General features: G+C 40.6%; 20 protein-coding genes and 1 pseudogene. 6 read left to right on the top strand and 15 right to left on the bottom strand.

What is annotated here, in order from left to right:
- Positions 1–45 precede the first annotated feature (45 nt).
- Entirely contained in the window at positions 46–828 is a 783-nt protein-coding gene (locus QZ334_RS00185; RefSeq protein ID WP_105086406.1) for a basic amino acid ABC transporter substrate-binding protein, read from the top strand.
- Positions 829–966: 138 nt separating this feature from the next.
- Positions 967–3336 (top strand): sel1 repeat family protein, encoded by a 2370-nt coding sequence (locus QZ334_RS00180; RefSeq protein WP_295230862.1) that lies wholly within the window; start codon positions 967–969, stop codon positions 3334–3336.
- 114 nt (positions 3337–3450) lie between these two features.
- Here QZ334_RS00180 and QZ334_RS00175 read toward each other — a convergent pair whose 3' ends face one another.
- From QZ334_RS00175 to QZ334_RS00135, 9 genes and pseudogenes are all read right to left on the bottom strand, one after another.
- Complete coding sequence (locus tag QZ334_RS00175; RefSeq protein ID WP_060925054.1) at positions 3451–4704, bottom strand: inverse autotransporter beta domain-containing protein; 1254 nt, start codon at positions 4702–4704, stop codon at positions 3451–3453.
- Between the two features lie 310 nt (positions 4705–5014).
- Positions 5015–5427 (bottom strand): annotated as a pseudogene (tnpA, locus tag QZ334_RS00170) (IS200/IS605 family transposase).
- A gap of 613 nt (positions 5428–6040) precedes the next feature.
- A complete protein-coding gene (gene ileS, locus QZ334_RS00165) occupies positions 6041–8875 on the bottom strand; it encodes an isoleucine--tRNA ligase (RefSeq protein ID WP_295230858.1) in 2835 nt (944 codons plus the stop codon).
- Between the two features lie 378 nt (positions 8876–9253).
- Entirely contained in the window at positions 9254–10180 is a 927-nt protein-coding gene (locus tag QZ334_RS00160; protein WP_060925052.1) for a DUF3829 domain-containing protein, read from the bottom strand.
- Between the two features lie 264 nt (positions 10181–10444).
- Complete coding sequence (locus QZ334_RS00155; RefSeq protein ID WP_295230853.1) at positions 10445–11110, bottom strand: hypothetical protein; 666 nt, start codon at positions 11108–11110, stop codon at positions 10445–10447.
- 168 nt (positions 11111–11278) lie between these two features.
- Positions 11279–11809, bottom strand: coding sequence for a DUF805 domain-containing protein (locus QZ334_RS00150; RefSeq protein WP_295230850.1), 531 nt, complete (start codon positions 11807–11809; stop codon positions 11279–11281).
- 95 nt (positions 11810–11904) lie between these two features.
- Positions 11905–12603, bottom strand: coding sequence for a DUF805 domain-containing protein (locus tag QZ334_RS00145; RefSeq protein WP_295230847.1), 699 nt, complete (start codon positions 12601–12603; stop codon positions 11905–11907).
- 154 nt (positions 12604–12757) lie between these two features.
- Positions 12758–13327: a DUF805 domain-containing protein gene (locus QZ334_RS00140; RefSeq protein ID WP_295230844.1), complete on the bottom strand. Its 570-nt coding sequence runs from the start codon at positions 13325–13327 to the stop codon at positions 12758–12760.
- 3 nt (positions 13328–13330) lie between these two features.
- A complete protein-coding gene (locus tag QZ334_RS00135) occupies positions 13331–14254 on the bottom strand; it encodes a DUF805 domain-containing protein (protein WP_295230840.1) in 924 nt (307 codons plus the stop codon).
- A gap of 169 nt (positions 14255–14423) precedes the next feature.
- Here QZ334_RS00135 and QZ334_RS00130 point away from each other — a divergent pair, with 169 nt between their 5' ends.
- Positions 14424–14591 (top strand): hypothetical protein, encoded by a 168-nt coding sequence (locus QZ334_RS00130; RefSeq protein ID WP_295230838.1) that lies wholly within the window; start codon positions 14424–14426, stop codon positions 14589–14591.
- Positions 14592–14712: 121 nt separating this feature from the next.
- On the opposite strand, the gene trpA is transcribed toward QZ334_RS00130, so the two are convergent.
- From trpA to QZ334_RS00100, 6 genes are all read right to left on the bottom strand, one after another.
- Positions 14713–15504 carry a tryptophan synthase subunit alpha gene (gene trpA, locus QZ334_RS00125; protein WP_295230835.1) on the bottom strand — a complete coding sequence of 264 codons (792 nt, stop codon included), beginning with the start codon at positions 15502–15504 and terminating at the stop codon, positions 14713–14715.
- Positions 15497–16690 carry a tryptophan synthase subunit beta gene (gene trpB, locus QZ334_RS00120; protein ID WP_295230833.1) on the bottom strand — a complete coding sequence of 398 codons (1194 nt, stop codon included), beginning with the start codon at positions 16688–16690 and terminating at the stop codon, positions 15497–15499. The genes trpA and trpB overlap by 8 nt, the downstream gene beginning before the upstream one ends.
- Positions 16691–16862: 172 nt before the next feature.
- A complete protein-coding gene (gene trpCF, locus QZ334_RS00115) occupies positions 16863–18362 on the bottom strand; it encodes a bifunctional indole-3-glycerol-phosphate synthase TrpC/phosphoribosylanthranilate isomerase TrpF (RefSeq protein ID WP_295230830.1) in 1500 nt (499 codons plus the stop codon).
- 3 nt (positions 18363–18365) lie between these two features.
- Entirely contained in the window at positions 18366–19376 is a 1011-nt protein-coding gene (trpD, locus tag QZ334_RS00110) for an anthranilate phosphoribosyltransferase (protein ID WP_156717889.1), read from the bottom strand.
- Positions 19377–19894: 518 nt separating this feature from the next.
- Positions 19895–20461: an anthranilate synthase component II gene (locus QZ334_RS00105; RefSeq protein WP_156717890.1), complete on the bottom strand. Its 567-nt coding sequence runs from the start codon at positions 20459–20461 to the stop codon at positions 19895–19897.
- Complete coding sequence (locus tag QZ334_RS00100; protein WP_295230826.1) at positions 20461–21930, bottom strand: anthranilate synthase component I family protein; 1470 nt, start codon at positions 21928–21930, stop codon at positions 20461–20463. The genes QZ334_RS00105 and QZ334_RS00100 overlap by 1 nt, the downstream gene beginning before the upstream one ends.
- Positions 21931–22507: 577 nt before the next feature.
- On the opposite strand from QZ334_RS00100, the gene QZ334_RS00095 reads away from it, so the two are divergent.
- The 3 genes from QZ334_RS00095 to QZ334_RS00085 are packed head-to-tail and all read left to right on the top strand — an operon-like array spanning position 22508 to position 23510.
- A complete protein-coding gene (locus QZ334_RS00095; RefSeq protein WP_295230823.1) occupies positions 22508–22663 on the top strand; it encodes a hypothetical protein in 156 nt (51 codons plus the stop codon).
- Positions 22664–22669: 6 nt separating this feature from the next.
- Positions 22670–22981, top strand: coding sequence for a hypothetical protein (locus QZ334_RS00090; protein WP_295230821.1), 312 nt, complete (start codon positions 22670–22672; stop codon positions 22979–22981).
- A complete protein-coding gene (locus QZ334_RS00085) occupies positions 22926–23510 on the top strand; it encodes a hypothetical protein (RefSeq protein WP_295230819.1) in 585 nt (194 codons plus the stop codon). Before QZ334_RS00090 ends, QZ334_RS00085 begins: the two co-directional genes overlap by 56 nt.
- Positions 23511–23656 lie beyond the last annotated feature (146 nt).

The raw sequence follows: 23656 nt of genomic DNA, 5'->3' as shown, positions 1-23656 counted from the left end.
ACAGAATTTGATAAACCATGTATATGGATGTTTGAGGAGGTTTCTATGTTTAAGTTCAAAAAATTGACAGCCATCGCCCTCGTAGCGGTAGCAGCAATGGGTTTATTGGCTGGTTGTGGCAATGACAAACCAAAAATGACACAACAAGAAGGTGTATTGCGTGTAGGTTCTGAAACTACATTCCCACCATTCGAATTCACTGAAGGCGACAAATACGTTGGTTTCGACGTTGATTTGTCCGAAGCAATTGCGAAAAAATTAGGTTTAAAAATGGAATTCAAGTCCATGGGCTTCGATGCTTTGATTCCAGCAGTTCAATCTGGCGATATCGACATGATCGCAGCAGGTATCAACGCTACACCTGAACGTGAAAAAGTATTGGACTTCTCCGATGTATACTTCGACCAAGGTGGTTTCATCACAGTTGTTCGTAAAGACAACACAACAATCCATAACATGGATGAATTAGCAGGTCATACTGTAGGTGCTCAAATCGGTACTATCCCTGTTGAAATGGCTCAAAAAATCCCTAATACAACAGTAAAACAAATTGATTCCAATGCTAATATCTTCATGGAATTGAAAGCTGGTACAATCGACGGTGCTATCATCGATAACGCAGTGGCTATGTACTACCTTAAACAAGGTGCTGACAAAGACCTTAAACTCGTAGGCGAACCTACTAAAGCTGAAGGTACAGTTCTTGGCATGAAAAAAGGCAACAAAGCTTTACAAGAAGCTGTTAACAAAGCTCTTAAAGAACTTAAAGAAGACGGCACTTACCAAAAAATCTACGACAAATGGTTCGGCGATTACAACAAAAAATAATATCTATCCCTATGAACTAGGATAAATATAACCCCTCTGAAAGACTACAGAGGGGTTTTTCCTCTTTTACGGTCCCTCGCGTTCGTTATATAATAAATACGTATTCTATAGTAAATGTAACTAATTAAAGGAGGCCTTATGGCACAGTACTTTACGGAACGCCTACAAAAGGTCTTCCACATGATTTTTAAATCATACAATCAAGGAATGGCCCAAGAAGGTTTACGCCAATTAGAGCTGATTGTAAATAATCAACATAGTCCTGAACAGCCGAATCATCGAGCCTTAAGAAACGATATGACTACCTCGCTGGAAAACGAAATCGACACCAAAGAGGACGCGTTAAAAATAGCCAATGATCCAGAGGCTCGCGAGATAGCTGATGCGTATGCTTTGTTGGCTCGTATCTATGCAGGGCCACGCTTTACATGGGAGGAGTCAAACTTTCCAGAAAATAACATGCGTACCTATCAATGCTTGCACGATAGCATTCGCCGTTGTAGTCCTATCGGTACCTTACAAGCATTACGTATCAATGGAACGATTACACCTACGGTTGAAAAGGATATGTTAATATCTTTTGACGATGCGTTTCGTATTGTTTACGACTACGCGGAGCAAGGTGATGCCTTCTGCCAATACATTATAGGCAATGTCTTTTTCTGGCGCGATGACGACCGTATTAGCCTTGCGAAGGATATGATTACACCACCTCGCCTAAGTTTGGCGAAACGTATCCAACAGAGCTTCCAAAAAGGTTCTATACAGGAACGCCTTATAGCCTTACAAGGTACGATTTCCAACGAAACATTACAGGAAAATGCCACTAAACTCGCCAAGGAAGGGTTTAACAAAGCCCTCGATAACGGGCTCGCTATGTTCCAAGGCAATTTACGCAACATTTATATCGACGAAGGCGATTTTAATAATGCACGCCGCGTAGCTTTAACCGCTGCTGAGCTTGGTAACCCTACCATGATGCTCTACACCGGTCTAGACTGTCACGAACATGGAAAATTCGAGGATGCTTTCACATGGTTTACGAAAGGTGCCGCCTTAGGTCAAGCTGAAAGTACCGCTGAATTAGCAGATTACTACTATCATTTCTATGATACTAAAGAGCTACGCAGAGTCATTCCTTATGATCCTGTAAAAGCAATTGGACTCTACCGCCGTGCAGCTACTAAGTATTTTAGTGATGCCGGCTATGCTGCATTACAAGCTGCCTTTGGCTATATCTTCCACATTGGTCACCTACCGCTAGACTGGGGCCTCATTGCAGACTTAACCCACATGGCAGCCACAAAAGAGCGCTTTATGTTCTCCTTGCCATATATTGGTTATATGCGCATTCACGGTTTCGGTGTAACCAAGAATATACGCTTTGGTGTTCAATCCTTAACACGTGTACTAGAGGAAGAAAAGCGCGCATTAGAAGAGGAAGATCGCGTTCTCTTCTATGATATTACACGAGCTTTAACGCGCGTTGCCTTAGGCTATGCCTATGAAAAAGGCTATGTTTCAGGCAAACCTGATTTAGATACTGCTGTAGCCTATTACGAAGAATCCCATCAATACATTCTGTCTCACAAAGCTAATCTAGATGAAGAGTTAAAGGGTATTCCTATCGATGATGAAGCAGAAGAACGATTAGCGGCCTTCGAAGAGGTCGATGGTCATTGGCGTTACAAGGAAGGTATTACAGAGTCTACTACAACAGTACGTCCTGGTCATTCGGAATGGCCTCAAAATGCAGCACGTTTATCTGTAAACATGGATGACTTCTTATGGGACACTACCTTATATGATTGGCAAACCATCGAGCACGCCTTAGCATCACAAGACGAAATGAAACTTAGCTTTTACAATCATTTCCTATCCGTTCCAGACAAGCTACGCAACATTTTTAAGCTAGATGTAAAGCGTATGCTACGTGATACGTACCAAGTCAGAATACATGGTTATGACCCTACAGAAGGTCAAGAGACCATTTACCGAGCACTGATCAAAAAAGAGAATACCATTCAGCTATTAAAAGACCTCTACGATACGCACCAATTACCTGCATTAGGAGATAACTGGTCCATCGAAACGAACGAGGAAAAACCAACTTGGCATTATGTACTCGATGTAGATCAACAAGCATTTCTACTTGAAGAATACGATGATGCTAATGCGATGATACAAACTGCATTACAAGGCTTAAAAGATAAAAAGTACGAACAAATTAATGTCCGTACCCATGACTTTATTGGCCCATCCTATTTCATTTTCAGAGGCAATCACGCAAATCCATTTAGAGTGCAACTCTATTTGAAAGAATCCATGCGCCACTCTATCGATAAGGATGGAAAACCTCAAGATACTCCAGGTAATACCTATTTATTTGAACAACATTTAGGTAACGAAGTATCATTAAACTACTGGATTCAAAAAACTATTAATACCTTGGAAATCCCTGAACTAGACAACTGGAAAAAACTCAGTGTACCTAAGGCATTACAATAAAAATAACCGATAACATAAAAAGAGCTAGTACCTAATGTACTAGCTCCTTTTTTATAACCTATGAACAAGCTAAACTATTATAAATGATCATGACGGTAATGTACGCAAAAGCCCCTATAAACCAACATCGACAACACCATGATCATAAGTTTCTTCTACAGTTTCTTGTACAACCATATCACTGCGATGTACCTTATCAAGCATCTTAGAGCGAGCTGTTGTAATCGCACTTTCACTATGTTTACCACCACGCCAAGCAAACTTAGATGTACCGATTGTATATTTCAAAGTTGCATAAGGACCACTCAAATGATGAGACGCTGTTTTATAACCCGCATCAAGAGTAAGATGTGGTGTAATATGGAATTCTGCCCCCACTTTAAAGCCTTTAATAGCATCGCGTTTAGGTAATTTATAATACCCTACTTTTACAGCCTCTCTACCACGCCAGTTATAATAGTCTGCATAGACACGAGCCCATCTAGCATTTTTAAATGTTCGTGCATAGCCAATATCATAACCTCTAGCTACAGTATTTTCACTTAGAGCCCAGTGATTTTCATAAGAAACCACACCATAGTTATAAAGACTTTTATCGGGATCCATACCATATGGATACAATCCTGCAGGATCACCCAATACAGTACTTCGCCCATGGAGTCCTATATATTTTCTTTCATCAGTCCCCAGATTTCGGTACAGATTAGCATGGATTTCATTAAGACCTGCCACATATTCTACACCACCACTAACACGCTTATAACCACCTTTAAACACATGGTCATAGAACGCATTAACACCAACATAAGCATGTTCACCCTTGCTAAGACGACGATAGCCAATACCAATATTAGCATTCATCCCTAAGGATTCCTTCTTATCTGTTTGTTTATCGTGTCTTATAAACGTCCCTGCAGGTCTGGCTGGCTCCCAATAACTATCTAATTTATAAGATGAAATCTTTTCTCCACTGCGCCCAATACGACCTTGTACAAAGACAACGCTTTTAGCATTTTCATCATAATGGGTTATAGGTTGCAAGGTCTCAATATACAATTTATTGATTTCAGTAGATTTTAAACTTTTCGAAGTTACAGTATGTAGTTCATGTCTACTCGATGATGCACCAATAGCATGGTTCTGTGTATGCGTCTCTTTCGAATCTTTCATACCAACGCCGACTACCACATCTGTACGGTCCATCCAGCTAGAACGAACTGCTTCATGCTTAGCCCCATTCACTTCTGTAGTAGAGTCTGCAATACCTTGGCCATGTCCATTTTGTACATCTGCTGCAAAACCTGTAGCACTAAATGCACATGCTATGGCCCCCAAGACCATAGATTTTAATATTAAATAATCTTTCATTCTATCTTCTCCCTCTTATATCTCCACACAGAGAATGTTTCATTCTTATTTCACTTTAATTATATGAATGATTTTCGATAAGGTCAACACGAATACTTGTATATAAACGAGATTTAAAAAACATCTAAATCATCATAACTCACTTTAAATTACCAATAAAATACAATCATAACCATCCGTAGAACAGGTAGTTTACTCTGACCCTATAAGGGGCTTTCTCTAGTGGTATCCCTCTAAAGAACGCATTGAATAATCTGATTTCCCCCCTATTACCACTGGTCGCCTCCCTACTCGAGGGCTTTTCTTTTGCCTATTTTACTGGCTCACTCGTAAACGGATTGGTATATTCTTTAAAGTTTAATGTATCTTGTGCTATATCTTCTTGTAGTTGATTCCGAATATACTCTTTTATCGCTCCTTCGTATCGTCCTACCGCATCCACATAATATCCTCTACACCAGAAATGTCTATTTCTATACTAATATTTTATATTTACATATTTATCGAATATCATGAGGCTACTTTTGCTTTTTAAATATCCCATAAAATTCGATACACTTAAATGCGCTAGAATAGTTACTAGCATATCAATATAATCCAGACAGCATTCCGTCTCGATAATCTCTATATTTTTTCTCTTACATAAATCTCTTAGAATCTAATCTACATCAGCTTTTATCCAACCATAAATTATTTGTCTTCTATACTTTGGAGCAAAACAATATGATATTTACATCTTCATTCACTATGTGATAAGCTTTTTACGTAATTCATTGACAGGGAACCTCCTATGTTGAAATATTATGGTTGCCAGACCAACTTCATTTTATCACTAGGAAGTTCTTTCATTCTCTCTAAGAGATTTTACTAACCCCCAATTTAACTGGGGTTAGTCATGCCTATTCGGCGTACAATATAAGAAAAAGACCACCCGCAAGCTGGGTGGTCTTTTTTCTGGGGAATGAAATTGTTATTTGAATAAAGGCAATAAAGCGTTAGCTAAACCAGTAAGCGCTGCCAAGATTGCTTTAACGATTGCTGCAACCATTTCTCTTCCTCCTTCTCATATAAGAACAAGAACTAAACTAACTATAAATATCTTAAACTAGGAAATTAGTTTTTACATGAAATGCGTAAAAATTTACACATAAAATTTTCATGAACAAAATAACAAGGTCTTAATTGATATGAACAGTTAGGTGAGAAAGATAGCATACAATGATTTCATAAATTTCTATAAATTTTTAATATTATCTAAAGAAAAACCCTTCTCTAGTGCACATTAGTTTAAAACAAACTAAGTCTATTAGAGAAGGGTTTTCTATTGCATCTATAATTATAAAGTTTTTACAACGTCTGCGCAGCGATCGCAAAGTGTAGGGTGTTCGCTATCTTGACCTACTGTATCGCGGTGGATCCAGCAGCGTTCACATTTTTCAAGTTCAGATGGAGCAACTACTGTCGCAACGCCTGTTTCTTCGTCTTTTACAGCTTCTGCTGGTGCAGCGCCATTTACAATATGAGCTTCGGATACGATAACGAGTTTAGCCAAGCCTTCTTCACCAAGAGCGTTCAATGCGTCGAATACAGCGCCTTCAGCGTATACTGTAACGGATGCATCCAATGGGTGACCGATTGTTTTGTTTTGACGCGCAAGTTCCAATGCTTTTTGTACGGATGTACGCAAGTCTAACAATTGGTTCCATTTATCAGCCAATTCTTGGTTGAAGTGTTCAGGATGACCTTGTGGCCAATCTTGAAGCATAACGGATTCAGGCATGCCTTCTTCTTTAGGCATGTACTTCCAAACTTCTTCTGCTGTGAAGGAAAGTACAGGAGATACCATGGCTACCAATGTTTTCAAGATTTCATACATTGCTGTTTGAGCAGAACGACGAGCTACGTTGTTTTTGCTTTCAGCATACATAGTATCTTTCATTACATCAAGATAGATGGAGCTCAAGTCTACTGTACAGAAGTTATGAATTGCATGGTACAACATGTGGAATTCATAGTTTTCGTACGCTTCAGTAACCTTTTGACGTACTTCTTCTAAGCGCAACAATGCCCATTTATCGAATTCGGACATATCTGCGTAAGCCACTTTGTCAGTGTTTGGATTGAAGTCATCCAAGTTACCAAGCAAGAAGCGGAATGTATTACGGATCTTACGGTATACTTCGGACAATTGTTTTACGATGTCTTTGGACAAACGTACGTCTGCTTGGTAATCCGCGGAGGATACCCACAAACGCATAACGTCAGCGCCGTATACGTCGATGATATCGCTAGGAGCTACTGTATTACCTACAGATTTAGACATTTTGCGACCTTCGCCGTCCACAACGAAACCGTGAGTTAATACGGAGTTGTATGGTGCTTTACCTGTTGTTGCTACTGCAGTTAACAAGGAAGAATTGAACCAACCGCGATGTTGGTCGGAACCTTCAAGGTACATAGCACATGGTACATCTAAGCCGTTAACTTCAAGTACGCCAGACCAAGAGGAGCCAGAGTCGAACCATACGTCCATGATATCTGTTTCTTTTTTGAACTCATCATGACCGCAATGAGGACATTTGAAGCCTTCTGGTAACAATTCTTTTGCACTGTGAGCCCACCAAGCATCAGAGCCTTCTACAGCTACTTTTTCTTGTAATGCTTTGATAGTATCATCGTTGATGATGTGCTCGCCGCAGCTTTCACAATAGTAAATAGGAATTGGCACGCCCCAAATACGTTGACGGGAAATTACCCAGTCACCACGGTCGCGAACCATGTTGAAGATACGGTCATGGCCCCATTTAGGAATCCATTGTACTTGGTTGTCGATCGCATCAAGCGCTTGTTGACGGTAACCATCTACAGAGGAGAACCATTGTTCTGTAGCACGGTAGATGACAGGGTTTTTACAACGCCAGCAGTGAGCGTATTGGTGACGCAAGCTAGATTTGTGAAGTAATGCATTGTTGTGCGCCAAGATTTTGATTACAGGCACTTCTGCATCGTGGATTTCTACGCCAGCCAATGGGAATTCAGTATCGCCATAACGGTTGTCGTCTACTTGTTTAGTGTAGTTACCAGTTTCGTTAACAAGGGATACGATAGGAAGTTCAGTTTTGCCTTCCTTGTTATAACGCATAACGATGTTAAAGTCGTCTTCACCGTGTGCAGGAGCTGTATGTACGCAACCAGTACCTGCTTCAAGTGTTACATGGTCGCCACACAATACTGTGGAATTACGTTCTACGAATGGATGTTTGAATTCAGCCAATTCTAAGTCTGCGCCGGAGAAACGATTTACGATTTCGTAGTCTTCGATACCGATATCTTTCATAGCCGCATCAACAAGTTCAGTAGCCATCAAGTAGTATTCATCGCCTACTTTTACCCAGCCATATTCAAGCTCAGGGTTAACGGAAATAGCTACGTTGGCAGGCATTGTCCAAGGAGTAGTTGTCCAAATAACAGCATATGCTTGTTTTGGATCTACGCCAGCTGGCAATGTAACCTTTTTCTCGGATACGTAAGGGAATTTTACGTAGATGGAGAAGGATTTTTTCTCAGCATATTCGATTTCTGCTTCTGCCAATGCAGTTTCGCAGTGAGTACACCAGTATACAGTTTTAAGACCTTTATAGATATGGCCACGTTCTGCCATTTCGCCGAAGATGCCAAGTTGTTTTACTTCGAACTCAGGGCGCAATGTCAAATAAGGGCGTTCCCACTCGCCTAATACACCAAAGCGAATGAAATCTTGTTTTTGGTTTTCTACGCATTCTAATGCATATTCCTTACATTTGTTGCGCAAGTCCAATGGAGCCATTTCATGACGGTTAAGACCAGTATTTTTAATAACCGCATGCTCGATTGGCAAACCGTGTGTATCCCAACCAGGGATATAACGTGTATAATGACCAGTCATAGTTTTGTATTTCATGATGATGTCCTTCAACGTTTTGTTGAGGGCATGACCGATGTGCAATTTACCGTTCGCATATGGAGGGCCATCATGCAAAATGAAAGGTTTTGCGTCTTTACGCAATTCCAAACGTTTTTGATAAATTTTGTTGTCTTCCCAGAACTTTAAGATTTCTGGTTCGCGCTTAGGCAAATTGCCGCGCATTGGGAATTCTGTTTCAGGCAAATGTAACGTCTTACCGTAATCCATGATGTGCTCCTTTTACATAAAAAAATCGCCCGCCCCCGAAGGGACGGACGTAATATCCGTGGTACCACCCTACTGACCTTCTGTGAAAGCTAGCATATTCCGAGCATACGAAATAACTAGGCTTCATTTTGTGAAAGCCACTTAGACATATAACGGTGTTCACCGGCAGGGTTCCTGCTTGCTCCAAAGTGATCCGCAAATCTCTAGATTTCCAAACCTTTCAGCCCATGAGTTTGGTCTCTACTAAATCCGTCTGAGACGTGCCGTCTTTTTCAACGCAATCTTCATATAATAGATAATTATAGGTCGCATTAGGGTAGCTTGTCAAATATATTCTACCCTAAATGTTATATCGTATTTAACATATAATATTTCACATTATAATTCTTGTGGCACATACGGCTTCTGTACAGAATCTAATAATTTAAAATTCATCGGACTTCGTACCATTTCATTATACTGCTCAACAACGGCCTCCTCCGTTTCACTAGAAGGATTAGCCATAAAATCCTCAATAGCGTTATCAAGATGTCTCTTTTGCTCTAACCGATTCTGAGCCTCGGCGGCAGTAATCTTAGCACCAATTCCATCGGCTGCTTCCTTCTGTGCTTTCACCCATTGGAAATCACTATCGGATTTATGCTCCACAATATGATCTACTATACCGCTATAAATAAGCATCATTTCCGCCATATTAGCGCCATTCGTCTGCCCATTGTTGCGCATCAACTTAACAAGACGTTCTCCCTCCTGCTTGTGATAGGTTTTAACAATGGTATCTAACGCATTATATTTTGGTCCAAATGCTTCAATTAATGATGAAAGCTTCTCCAACTGCGTATGAGCAAATGCATAATTATCTGATTCATAGCGTTTTTCTTTATAATACGTATCTAGCTCTTTCACGACTACCACAACGTCGTGTAATACCGGTAATAAAGCATCTGTAGCTGCTTCCAAGTCACTATGTGTGTGCCCCGCTTCTCGCGCCGCAATGAGTTCTTGCTCAAGACGTTCATAATCCCGCACCTTAAACTCAGCTAGCGGTACATTTTGTTGTGCTTGCTGCACCGTTTCCATATGTTGATGACTATATTTTACACTAGTGAAATTAAACTCATTTGTGGCAGCCAAATAAAATCTAAAAACGCGCCAGATTTCCTTCTCACTATCGCTTTGCGTAGCTTTCACCTGACTGTTTGTCTTTAAATTATCCATATTAAACTCACAACCACTTACAACGCCTACACTCGCCACGATACACACAACTAAACCTATCCGGTGCCACCAATTCTGACCACTCATCTATCTCTCCTAAATGCTCTACATTCCCATAAATTAATATTACAGATATTGTATAAAATTAATACATCCAATTCAAGATGAGGAAATAACAAGACATAAGAAAACCCCATACAAAGTATGGGGTATAAAATATTATATTTGGGATAATAACTGTGGGGCGAACATTTCGCTCTATCAAGGCCCCCCTTAGTGTTATTCTATACGATTAGTATAACAATTAAATTTTACTGATGTCAATCAAGCAACTTAAGAAATGGCTGCTAATTAAATTCTATCAAATCCATCATATGGTAAGTCATACGTCTTATAGTCATAGCCAGTAATACGCCACATCTTATTATCCATTTGAGTCATTTCTATAGGTAATACTTTGATTTCATTAGTCTTCGTATCCAATGCGCGAATTTCTATATTAACAACTCCATCTTTCTTACTTTTTTCCTCTATGGAAATTAATTCATATCGTCCTACTTCTTTTAACGTCTGCAAATTATCTTTAAATGGATCTTTAGGGTCAGGTCTATGTGGTATATGACTTCTTAAATCTTGGTTAAGTAATACCTCTTTTACATCTAAATAATAATTATCTATTGCTGTAAATAGCAATGCTTCTCCAAGATTCAAAATCTTAGTTTCTCCTTTTGAATTAGTTTGAGATATATTCCGCCCATCAGATTCTTTAAGTAGTTTTTCGATATATGGATCATAAATACGGTGTAAAATACCTTCGCCATCTACGTATTTAAAAAATGTATCTGGATCACCATTTTGAATTGATTCATATATAATCTTTAAAGAGTATTCAGGTGACTGCTGATACTGCTTATTCAGATGATCTATATATATTTTGTAGCCTATACCAGCCACTGCCATGATACCTATCAATGCAAAAACTAAAAACTTAGTTATACTTACCTTTATAAATTTCATTACTATTATCCCTCTCTCATCAGATAATTTATTGCGACACATAATTAACTTACAATATATCATAGCCATAAGTTTATAGATAGTTTAAATTTATAGATATAACACATAAAAATGCCACCTTTATCATGTTCCAATAAAGGTGGCATATTCATATAAATAGACTTTACATTATAGTGCTAAAAAGGACATCCAAATATTAAAAACTGTAAGGCAAATACATGCTAGCATTGCTTCTTGGTCCATGCTTTCAGATGGTGTTTCTTTTAGACCTGTACGAGCAGCTTCTTCAGCAGTAATTACTTCATAGCTTGTTGGAGAACCATATTGGTTATCACCTACATCACCTGGTTTAGCCAATAAATAAATGACATATACAAGACCGATGATTGGAACAAATATAATTAGCCAAAACCATCCAGATTTATTTATATCATGTAAACGACGAACTGCAATACCAAGAGACGGTAAAAACATAACACAAGTATAGGCAAAAGATAATAAATTAATAAGTGATCCCAAGAATGAATGGCCAAAAATAAATCTTAATAGAGTAAATACAAAACCTATGACAACTGTAACCGCTGTAAAGCGCCAATATTCACTGCGACTAGCTCTAGTACGGAAGTTTACAAAATTACCAACTACAGAATGCTTGAAATTATCAATATACGAAAGGTTTTTAATGTTTAAATCAGTCATAATTCTCTCCTATTAAATGACAAATTGAAATTAATTTATTATACAACAAAACAGCCTCCTGCACCATGCGAGAGGCTGTTATTTGTATATATAGTTTACATCGCACTAGTCATTAGTAATCGATCTACTAGGAACCATAGCACAAAGATGGCACATAGTAATCCTGCTGTAAGGCCTGTGGTAGGTGTAGCATCAATCAAACCAATTTCATGAGCCATTTGTTTTGTAAGAATAACATGCCCTGTTGGTAATCCAAAACGGTTTGTATGGCTTTCACCAGGAAGAGCCATTAACACTAACAATATAATTGTACCAATAACAGGAACGAGGCCCACAAAGACAAGTCCGCCAGAACGGCCTTGATCGTGCAATCGTCGTACTGCAACAGCTACGCTAGGGATGACCATAACAACGGACATAAGTACAAGAATAACTAGCCCGAAGCCTACACCAACGGCACTAGAGAGCGGACTAATATAGCTCAAGAACGCACAGGTAAATAGAATGGCTACAAAGAGCAATTGGTACATCAAAAAGAAATTCCAATATTCGCTACGGCTAGCACGGCCTTCAAAGTCAGCGTATTTATAAACAAAGCATTGTTTAAAGTTTTCAATCATTCCTAGACTATATTTATCTAGCGAAATGGGTGCTTTGCGGATACGTCCACAGTTTGGACAGTATCGTTCACTTTTTAACACCTCATGTCCACAATATGGACAAGGTCTCATAATAAACTCCTTCCATCCACAGCAGGAAACAGTGAAGCTCATAAAGTCCTGTTGCTTTAACACATATAGTAACTTAGATATGTTTTGAAGTAATCATATCTATATTTTTGAATTCATCTTGATTTCATTTTACTACAAAGTGTTATATTGTCTATAAAGGAGTTGTTAAACTTTTATAAAATAAAATAATAATTATGCTATTAAACGTAGATTAATACTATATATAGCCATTAGCGTTAATACCATACCATAATATATCACCGATGGTATCTCCAAATACGATGGATTGAAGAATAAATATGGTAATGCCCATAATCCAGTCTTGTTTTCGGGACGGCGTTTCTTCGAGCCCCGTAGATTGGCTTATAGTAGCCGTAATAGGAGTATAGGCAGTTCTTTCACCGTAGCTATTCTCACAGGTATCGCCCCGTTTCAATTCGTAGGTTAAGAATATAAAGAACCCAATAATTGGAATAAAGGATATCAGCTGAGTCCAGCCGCTGCGGCCAATATCATGCATGCGTCGCGTTGTAATGGCAATATTAGGAAGCACGAAAAATAGCGTTACTAATAACGTGATCGTATCAATAATGGACTCAAAATTATAGAGTCCAACACCTTTACAAAGAATAGCTACGACTTCCAAGGTACCTTGAATCATCATCATTCCAGCCATAAATCGCCAATACTCACTACGGCTCGCACGACCTTTAAAATTAGCGTAGTTTTTGATGCCTAGCACAAAGGCATCGGTATAGTTCAAATCATATACATTTACAGATGCCATAGCCTAGTCCTCCTCAAACTCTTCAAAACCAATGATTTTCCAACCATTGCCAGTGTTGTATAAACGAACTAACATGGATGGTCTTTTATCTACAAAGTCCACCCTATATCCTATATAGTCCACAACAGCATCATCATCAACATCTTGGGTGACATAGTCTAAGTGTATAGACTCAACTTCAGCACGCGATTCTTTTGTCTTAGCTTGTTGCCAAAGATCAAAGGTACCGTATCGTTCCATTTCACGACCGCTCAAATTGCGATACGCACTATGATAGTCTCCATTCGCCAGTTCTTTGTAATACTCTTTCACCACAAGATAGCCTTCTGTTGTGGCAGAATCACTATGTAATAAACGATTTGCTTTTTTGGTGAAAGCCCCCTGCCCCAAGTTCCCAAAGGCAGTTTCTTCTACCATATAGTTATGCCCCATCATAGAGGAACCTATACTATTTGCAACCCAGCCTAAAACAAGAAGAACCACGATGAAGGCACCCGAAACAGATTGCTTTTCATGTATACTAGGTTCTACAGATATCTGTTCATTAGTTATGCTTACTTCTTGTGTGGGAGCCGATCTTTTACATAACAAATAGAGCAACGCAATCCATCCTAAAATAGGAATAAAGCTGAGAAGCATCAAGGTTGGGTCATTATTAGAGTCGCGTAACCGTCTCGCTACCATCATAATGGTGGGCAACACTAACACTACTGTTAATGCCATCAATACGCCGCCCCCTAAGGATATGGCATATAAAAATCCATAGGGTATGAATGTGGCAAGACCTGTTATAAAAGTAACTAGACCATATACAAAGGTCATAGCGCTTATGGTAAGCCAAAAGTCGGCTGTCGTTGTTCGTCCCTTATGATTCGCATAGTTTTCAACTAGCTCACGATAGAGGATTTCAAATACTCTCTGCTTCATAAATCTCCTACTATATTTAGATATGATACAAACTTAGATAATCCTATTATACTATGCTTTACCAACGCTATCACTTCATTTTTTCTTCATCAAATTTATCTATACTAATAATATATTTTTCACAACTAAAATTCGTGCAATTAAATTTAAAATCTGTGAAAACCATCGCATGGTAAAGAACGATGATGGTACAGTAGACAGCAGTGCTCATCCATGGTTCAAATCAGATCAAAAGAAATATAGAAAACACAGAATTTCTGAACGTGAAAAACATGATAAAAATGCCACTGCCAAACGCAGTGAACAACATCAACGTTCCGAATCTACAAACGGCTAATCATTCCCCTTTCATAACTGGTTATCCAGTCATATAACACATAACTAAACTAACTAACCTAAAAAGGACGTTATACACATGTATAACGTCCTTTTTAGTATGTATTGTATTATCTATTTTATTATGCGTTAGCTTTTTGTACAGCTTGTTTCATAGATTGCACGTAGTCAAATAATGCTTGGTCTGCATGTTCACCGTGTTCTGCCACGATTTTAACGATAGCAGAGCCTACGATAGCACCGTCAGATACGCGAGCCATTGCTTCCGCTTGTTCTGGCTTAGAAATACCGAAACCAACGGCTACAGGAATATCTGTATATTTGCGAATCGTCTCAACGATGGATTTAATATCTGTCTTGATTTCGCTACGCATGCCTGTAACACCGAGGGAAGACACGCAGTACACAAAACCTTCTGCGTCTTTTGCGATCATTTCGATGCGGTTTTCGGATGTTGGCGCGATCAAGGATACCACTTCAACGCCATGTTTATTAGCTACACTCGCCAGTTCCCCTTTTTCTTCAAACGGCATATCTGGCACGATAACACCAGAGATACCAACCTCTTCGCAGAGGGTAAAGAATTTTTCACGGCCAAATACATAGATAGGGTTCAAGTAGGTCATGAACACGAGTGGTACTGTCACTGCTTCATCACCACTGCGCAAACGACGCACCATATCAAAGATATCGTGAATTTTTACGCCTGTAGATAATGCGCGTGTGCTCGCTTCCTGGATAACTGGGCCTTCCGCTGTTGGATCAGAGAAAGGAATACCAATTTCTACCATGTCGGCGCCGGCTTTCACCATAACGCGAATATAACGTTCTGTATTCTCGATGCCATGATCACCAGCGCTGATGAATGGGATGAATGCCTTACCCTTTGTGAAAGCGTCTTTAATTTTACTCATGAAGATCCACCCCTCTATATTTCGCCATAGCCGCTACGTCTTTGTCACCGCGACCAGATAAACAAATAATAATGATATCATCCTTGCTCATGGTTGGAGCAATTTTACGAGCATGTGCCACTGCATGAGCACTTTCAATAGCTGGAATAATACCTTCTAAACGAGACAAGTATTCGAATGCATCCACTGCTTCATCATCCGTTACAGGCACGTATTCAGCACGACCGCTATCGTGCAAGTACGCATGTTCAGGTCCGATGCCAGGGTAATCAAGGCCTGCAGAGATAGAGTATACTGGAGCAATTTGGCCGTCTTCGTCTTGGCAGAAGTAAGATTTCATGCCATGGAAGATACCCACGGAACCTTTTGCGATTGTTGCTGCATGTTCCTCTGTATCAACACCACGACCAGCGGCTTCACAACCGATGAGGCGAACCTCTTCATCAGGAATGAAGTGATAGAACATGCCCATCGCATTGGATCCCCCGCCTACGCAAGCCATAACAGCTGTTGGCAATTTGCCTTCTGCTTCAAGGATTTGCTCACGTGCTTCACGGCTGATGATAGATTGGAAGTCACGAACGATCATAGGGAATGGATGCGCACCCATAACAGAGCCCAATACATAGTGCGTATCGGACATGCGGTTTGTCCATTCGCGCAATGCTTCAGAAACAGCATCTTTTAACGTACTAGTACCACTTGTTACAGGATGCACTTTAGTACCTAATAACTCCATACGGTATACGTTAAGCGCTTGACGTTCACAATCTTCAGCACCCATGTATACTTCACATTCCATGCCCATCAACGCAGCAATAGTAGCTGTTGCCACGCCGTGTTGACCTGCACCAGTTTCAGCAATAACACGAGTTTTACCCATGCGTTTTGCCAATAACATTTGACCGATTACATTGTTCAATTTGTGAGACCCAGTATGGTTCAAATCTTCACGTTTCAAATAAATTTTGGCACCACCAAGGTCTTTTGTCATGCGATCTGCATAGTATAAAAGGGATGGACGACCTGTATATTTTTTGTGTAAATCCTCAAGTTCGCGCACGAAATCAGGATCATCTTTGTACTTGTTGTATGCCTCTTCCAATTCGATGACTGCATTCATCAATGTTTCTGGCATAAATTGGCCACCGAAGGAGCCAAAATAACCATGTCTTTGTTCACTCATATAACTTACCTTTCCATATACCATTCCTGCTAGCACGCCTGTATAACGTTGCTATTGGTATCTATCTCAACAATCGATGAATTCCATCGGATGTGTCTAAAATATTATTATATCTTAGATTTATGTATTTTCTATGATTACTCGCCTATAATAGGCCTTATTCTCTCAACATTTAGTGAGCTATGGTTCTCACGATGTTTGTGAAAGCTTTAATTTTCTCATCGTCTTTCACGCCATTTGTTTCAATGCCGCTACTAATATCTATGCCATAAGGGCGAACTGTGCGGATAGCACGTGCCACGTTAGTACTGTCGATACCACCTGCGAGCATAAACGGACGTTCAAACTCATCTAAGCAAGACCAGTCGAATACTTCGCCCGTACCGCCGCGCTCGTCCTTGTGGTACGCATCAAATAATAACATATCCGCACTGCTATCGATCCACGCTTCTGCATCTGCAGCGCTGCAGATTTGAACAGCCTTCCAAACCTCTACATCTGTTTTCTCTTTGAGAGATTGGATGAAAGCTTCATCTTCATCGCCGTGCAATTGCACTGCGTCAAGATTGACTTCTTTAGCGATTGTAACGAGATTATCTAATGTTTCATTGACGAAGACACCTACCGTTTTAATATTCTCAAAACTAGGATTTTCTTGGACAAATTCCTTACTATCTTGTACTGTTTCAGCATTCATTGGCACTTCAACTACACCATATGTTTTTGCGTATTGTTTATGAAGTTCTTCCACTAATGTTTTAGCTTGGTCTACCGTCACTTGCCGTTTGCTCGGTGCAAATACAAGGCCCATATAATCTGGTTTTGCCTCTACTACTGCAGGGATTGTTTCTACTTTAGAGATGCCACACATCTTAACCTTTGGCGTGTAGTATGTGGGGCCATAGAGATATGCCAACTTTTCAACCTTGTTAGGAGAACGCATAAACGTTTCACCCATCAAGGCTACACCGATATTGTTATCCCGCAGCACTTGGATATCCTCTGGCGTTTCTAGACCGCTTTCAGATACAAAGATCACATCGTCTTGAACGAGATTGCGCAAGCGTACACTATTTTGTACGTCTACGGTGAAGTCTTTTAAATTACGGTTGTTAACGCCAATAATGCGGGCACCGCAATCAATAGCCATTTGTACTTCTTTTTCGTCGTGAGCCTCAACCAAGGAAGACAAACCAAGAGAGTCAGCTAACTCACGGAACTTAGTCAATGTTGGCACATCGAGGCATGCACAGATTAATAGGATTGCACTAGCGCCCCATACCTTTGCTTGGTAGATTTGGTATTCATCAATGATGAAGTCCTTACGAAGGACTGGAATTTTTACGGTACTAGCGATTTCTTGTAAGTATTTTTTATCACCTTTAAAGAAGTCTGGCTCCGTCAGTACAGAAATGGCTGCTGCACCAGCAATCTCATATTCTTTGGCGATATCTAAATACGGGAAGTGCTCTGCTATGATGCCTTTTGATGGAGATGCCTTCTTTACTTCACAAATGAAGTTAAAGTCTTGCTGGCGAAGGGCTGCTTCAAAAGGAAATCCTGTATCAGATGGTAACGCCAAAGCCGCTGCTTTTACAGTCTCAGGCGTTTCCACCTCTTTTTCTTTGGCCACTCGAATTTTAGTAGCCTCTACAATCTTATCTAAAATCAATGGTTATACCTCTTGGGTTGCTTTCACAAACTGTTCCATTGTAGCAAGAGCCTTACCAGAGTCGATCATGTTTTTCGCCTCTTCAATGCCCTCTGCCAATGTAAGCCCCTCTTTAGCGAGGTAAATCGCCATGCCAGCATTGAGGAGAACCGCCGTGCGTTTACCGCCTTGTTCACCACCGAGAACGTGACGAGTAATCTCAGCATTTACCGTAGCATCGCCACCTTCTAGCTCAGTTTTATCGGCGTATTCGAAACCATAGTCCTTAGGATCGAATTCGTAGCTTGTGAAAGTACCATTATTAATTTCGCATACGTACGTTTTGTTAGTAGCTGTAATTTCATCAAGACCGTCGAATCCGTGTACCACAGCACCGCGTTTAACCCCAAGGTTAGCCAATACGCGAGCCAATGGCTCTACCAAAGATTTATCGTAAACGCCCATCAACTCCACAGTAGCACCTGCTGGATTCGCCAATGGTCCAAGGATGTTGAACACAGTACGAACGCCTAACGCCTTACGTACAGGGCCAGCATACTTCATAGCTTGGTGGTATACAGGAGCAAACATGAAGCACATATTGGCTTTGTTGAGGACTGCCTCATTTTGTTCACCGTTAAGCTCTAGTTTAGCGCCCAATGCTTCGATCAAATCAGCTGCGCCACATTTACTAGATACACTGCGGTTACCATGTTTCGCTACAGGAATACCTGCTGCAGAAATGATAAAACCAGATGTAGTAGAAATGTTAAATGTATTAGCTTCATCGCCGCCAGTACCTACGATTTCCACAACAGTACCTTCATGAGGCACAGAACCAGCCTTCTCGCGCATAACCTCAGCAAAAGCCGTAACCTCATCTACAGTAGGCCCTTTCGCTGCAAGAGCGCACAAGAAACCAGCCATAGGAACCTCGTCTACCTCGCCGCTCATAATTTTATTCATTGTATCTTTAGCAAGGTCGTAGGATAAATCTTGACCATGCGTTACTGCATATAATGCGTCTTTAATCATTTTAAATCTCCTTTTTAGGATATCTATTAAATTAATACCATTCTACCTAGGCTGTACCGATTGGGTCATGCCCTCAGCCTCCAAGAGGCCACCCCCCGCTATGCGGGGCGCCAAGTCGGCTTCACACATAACCCAATCGCACCTATCAGCAAAATCATACCAATTTAATAGATATCCCTCAAACAAACTATTATCAAATGATCCTGCGCATTATATAGAGTAATGCACAGGTCATTCCTTTATAGGGGGTGGGAATGGTGGTGCTGCGCACCACCACTTCTTAGATAAGGGGTTCTGATTCGCATATTTCTTTAGAAAATATGGCTACAGTTTACGATATGTATTGTAGAGGGGCTATTATTAGGTAATGCCAAGGTAGAGTTGGCAGGAAATAAGGTCTTAAGGAACGACTTGGCGGCCTCACGTAGTGAGGTGGTGGCCACTTGGAGTTCCGAGAGACCTTATTTCTGCTCTATCATTCTAAGACTTATAAATAGCCCCTCGAATACAAACAGAGGTTATTTTTCTAAGAAATTGCGAATCATTTGTTCCCCGTTTGGCGTCATGATGGATTCCGGATGGAATTGCACGCCGTAGATTGGGTAGTCTTTGTGTTCTACGCTCATTACTTCGCCGTCGTCTGTAATGGATGTGACGATGAGTTCGCTTGGGATTGTTTCGTCTACAATCGCCAAGGAGTGGTAGCGAGCGACTTCGAATTGTTCTGGTACACCTTTAAGGATTTTGGATGGGTGTACTTGTTTTGCTACGCTTTGTTTGCCGTGCATTACTTGTTTTGCGTAGGAAACGGTGCCGCCGAACACTTCGCCAATGGCTTGGTGTCCAAGGCATACGCCAAGAATTGGGAATTCACCTTTGCATTCGCGCAATAGGTCTTCATATACGCCCGCATCAGCTGGTCTGCCAGGTCCTGGTGAAAGTATCACACAGTCTGGTTTCAAAGCGCGGATTTCTTCAACTGTTAATTCATCACTGCGGATGACTTTAATATCTGGATCGATAGAGCCTACTAATTGGTATAAATTGAAGGAGAAGCTATCGTAATTATCTATAAGGAGTACCATTATTCTACCTCCTGTGCATCTGTAATTGCGGAAATCATGGATTGGCCTTTAATCAAAGTTTCATTGTATTCACTAGCAGGTACGCTATCGCGAACGATACCTGCGCCAGCGCGAACATAGACCTTACCGCCTTTATTCATAGCCATGCGGATACCGATACATACGTCCATGTTACCGGAGAAATCAATGTAACCTACAGCGCCGCCGTATACACCGCGTGGGCTTTTTTCTAGTTCGTGTAAAATCTCGATAGCACGAATTTTAGGAGCCCCAGACAATGTTCCGGCTGGCAATGTAGCACCGATAGCATCCAATGCATCTTTGCCGTCTTGAATGTCACCGCTTACAGTAGATGTAATGTGAATTACATGGGAGAAACGTTGCAACATATGTAACGCCTCTACTTTCACGGAACCAAATTTAGAGATTTTACCTAAGTCGTTACGGCCAAGGTCAACGAGCATATTATGCTCAGCCAACTCTTTTTCGTCGTTAATGAGTTTTTCTTCAATCGCAAGGTCCTCTGCTTCGTTTTTGCCACGGCGCATTGTGCCCGCAATTGGGAAGGTGTACATCTTACCATCTGTCAATTTTACCAATGTTTCTGGAGAGGCACCTGTAAGCTCTACATCGCCACCAGATAGGTAGAACATGTATGGCGATGGGTTCAATGTACGCAATACACGGTATGCATTTAACAAGCTGCCTTCAAACTCGGCTTCGCGGCGGTTAGATACAACACATTGGAAGATATCCCCTTCTTTGATGTAGTGCTGTGTCTTTTTAACAACGGCTTCGAACTCGTCCTTTGTGAACTCAGAGGTAAACTCTGTTTTAAGAACGCCTTTTGGCACATCTGCCTCTTTGCCATTTACAACGAGATCAGCTAATGCTTTCAACTCAAGCTCAGCCTTGTTGTAGTTACGTTCCAAATCGCTTGTGCTAATGTTAGCGATCAAATAGATTTTATTTTTATAATGGTCGAATGCGATAACCTTATCAAAGAGCATAAGGTCTACATCGTTTACCATGGCAGAATCATCATCTGGTGTTGGGAAGTCCAATGTTGGCTCGATGTAGCGAATGTATTCGCAAGCAAAGTACCCTACAAAGCCACCTGTGAAGGTTGGTAACTCTTCTAGGCGAGGGCTTTTATATTGGCTCAAAATATTGCGAATTTCCGCAGCAGGATCAGAGCACTCGAAGGTGCGAGTAGTACCATCTTTAATAGTCATTTTATGGTTTTTGCAGAATAGCTCGATTTTAGGATCATAGCCCAAGAAGGAGTAACGACCCCAATGATTACTATTATCCGCACTTTCAAGCAAGTACGTATGACTACTCACTTGTTTTAACGCTTTCAACACGCTAATCGGTGTGCGTACGTCGGATAAAATTTCCATATATACAGGCACGATATCGTAGCCCGGTGCGATAGCTTTCACACGGTCTAAACTAGGAAAAATCATGAGAACCTCCATCTGGCATTTGCCAATAAAAAAACTCGCCCATGACAATATAACGTCAAGGACGAGTTTATAGTTCTATTATTACAATTTGATTGTATGTGCTATAAATCGCGGTACCACCTTGTTTGAATGCTGTGCATTCCCCTTTCGCAGGATACTAACATATCCCTCACGACTAACGCTCGTGTGACGTCGCACCATACTAGGAATGAAATCATTCTGTTCCATGCGCCCTCGGTGGTCCATTTAATAAGCTGCGTACTACGGGTTCTCAGCTAATCCCGCTCTCTGTGAGTGCATTTCCTATTTTTATCTCCACCTCATCGGTTTCTTTTAGGCGAGTATAAAATTATAATCTGATTATAATGTTTCTATAGAATGAAAGTCAAGAAAAATCTCAACTTTCACCTTATCCTTACATTCGTTCATCATCTAATATCCATATATAATCCAATTATTGATTTCCCCTAGTCCCCTCCAAATTCAGAATATTTATATTGTATTCCTCTAAACACTAATAGTATACTGAAACTACATATGTTATCAGCTTATACTGATATTATGCCAAGGAGAGAGCATGAGTTTTTATTTTACTGATCAAATACAGCAGTCTTTCAATAAAATATTCCATCAATGTAATAAAGATATCGCTTGGGAGGGTAAGGCCGAGCTTGACGCCCTTGTGAAACTTGACGAGGAAGGTCAAAAGATTCCTGGTATTGGCGATGTGTAAGCTATTTTGGCGCGCGTCTATTCTGGCCCTCAGTTCACCTGGATTGAAGCAGGCTTTCCTGAAGATGACACAAAGGCGTATAGTTATTTACATACAGCTATTCGCAAAGGCAGTGCCATCGCTATTTTACAGGCTATGCGTACCTCAGGTGCCCTTACACCAACTATTGAAAAAGAGTTGCCTATGACAAAGGACCAAGCCTTCCAGCGCGTCTATGAAGGCGCCCAAAAGGGTTGTTCTTACTGCACCTACGCCATTGCCAATGTATTCCAATGGGGGGGATTACCACATCTTACCATCGGCTCAAAAGGTGGCTAATGAAGGTGAACCATCTACCTTTGTCCGTTTCTTAAAAGGCTTGTTTGCCCAAGCAGATCAACGTAGGTTCGCAAATAAAATAACTACCATTGCTCAGAAATGGTTGCGTAAATCCGCCGAAGCAGGCCTTATTATTGCATACCGCAACTTACGCATTACCTATATAGAGCAAGATAATAGTGCAATGGAAGAACAAGTCATTTTTGAAGGGGCTGCAGCAGGTTTGCCACTCATGATGTATTTAGCTGGCGATATTTGTAAGTCTCGCGAGGAGCATGAACGAGCTCTCGAATATTTTGAACGCGGTGCCGCCATGAATAATGGCATGTGTTTGCGTGAAGCTGCCGAGTACTATGCAAAACCATGTGAGTCTAACAAAAGAATCCCTCAGGATATTCAAAAGGCTCTCAGATACTACGAGCGTGCTGCTATAAGCCCAGATTATTTAGACTTTAATGACCACGCTTATGTTACAATGCAAGCCATCATTCTTCGCACATTGAATATCGATGGTCAGTCTCAAGACTGATCTCGCATCGCCCACTTATTACAACAACCAGCTATTTACACTCTCGACGCCATTTGGCCATATCTCGCTTATGTATTTACTTTTAAAAAAGGTAATACCCCTGCTATAAGAACCGCCATAGAGTGCGTCAATCAGGCTAGCAAATG

Origin of the sequence: Veillonella sp. (assembly GCF_019414865.1) — a bacterium.
Classification (GTDB): domain Bacteria; phylum Bacillota; class Negativicutes; order Veillonellales; family Veillonellaceae; genus Veillonella.
The sequence above is the reverse complement of the archived record's forward strand: the minus strand, read 5'-3'. Positions and strand labels throughout refer to the sequence as shown.

Bases quoted from the DNA above. Each gene is read 5' to 3' on its own strand.
- QZ334_RS00185 (WP_105086406.1), top strand. From the start codon at position 46: ATGTTTAAGTTCAAAAAATTGACAGCCATCGCCCTCGTAGCGGTAGCA.
- QZ334_RS00180 (WP_295230862.1), top strand. From the start codon at position 967: ATGGCACAGTACTTTACGGAACGCCTACAAAAGGTCTTCCACATGATT.
- QZ334_RS00175 (WP_060925054.1), bottom strand. From the start codon at position 4,704: ATGAAAGATTATTTAATATTAAAATCTATGGTCTTGGGGGCCATAGCA.
- ileS (WP_295230858.1), bottom strand. From the start codon at position 8,875: ATGGATTACGGTAAGACGTTACATTTGCCTGAAACAGAATTCCCAATG.
- QZ334_RS00160 (WP_060925052.1), bottom strand. From the start codon at position 10,180: ATGAGTGGTCAGAATTGGTGGCACCGGATAGGTTTAGTTGTGTGTATC.
- QZ334_RS00155 (WP_295230853.1), bottom strand. From the start codon at position 11,110: ATGAAATTTATAAAGGTAAGTATAACTAAGTTTTTAGTTTTTGCATTG.
- QZ334_RS00150 (WP_295230850.1), bottom strand. From the start codon at position 11,809: ATGACTGATTTAAACATTAAAAACCTTTCGTATATTGATAATTTCAAG.
- QZ334_RS00140 (WP_295230844.1), bottom strand. From the start codon at position 13,327: ATGGCATCTGTAAATGTATATGATTTGAACTATACCGATGCCTTTGTG.
- QZ334_RS00135 (WP_295230840.1), bottom strand. From the start codon at position 14,254: ATGAAGCAGAGAGTATTTGAAATCCTCTATCGTGAGCTAGTTGAAAAC.
- QZ334_RS00130 (WP_295230838.1), top strand. From the start codon at position 14,424: ATGGTAAAGAACGATGATGGTACAGTAGACAGCAGTGCTCATCCATGG.
- trpA (WP_295230835.1), bottom strand. From the start codon at position 15,504: ATGAGTAAAATTAAAGACGCTTTCACAAAGGGTAAGGCATTCATCCCA.
- trpB (WP_295230833.1), bottom strand. From the start codon at position 16,690: ATGAGTGAACAAAGACATGGTTATTTTGGCTCCTTCGGTGGCCAATTT.
- trpD (WP_156717889.1), bottom strand. From the start codon at position 19,376: ATGATTAAAGACGCATTATATGCAGTAACGCATGGTCAAGATTTATCC.
- QZ334_RS00105 (WP_156717890.1), bottom strand. From the start codon at position 20,461: ATGGTACTCCTTATAGATAATTACGATAGCTTCTCCTTCAATTTATAC.
- QZ334_RS00100 (WP_295230826.1), bottom strand. From the start codon at position 21,930: ATGATTTTTCCTAGTTTAGACCGTGTGAAAGCTATCGCACCGGGCTAC.
- QZ334_RS00095 (WP_295230823.1), top strand. From the start codon at position 22,508: ATGAGTTTTTATTTTACTGATCAAATACAGCAGTCTTTCAATAAAATA.
- QZ334_RS00085 (WP_295230819.1), top strand. From the start codon at position 22,926: ATGTATTCCAATGGGGGGGATTACCACATCTTACCATCGGCTCAAAAG.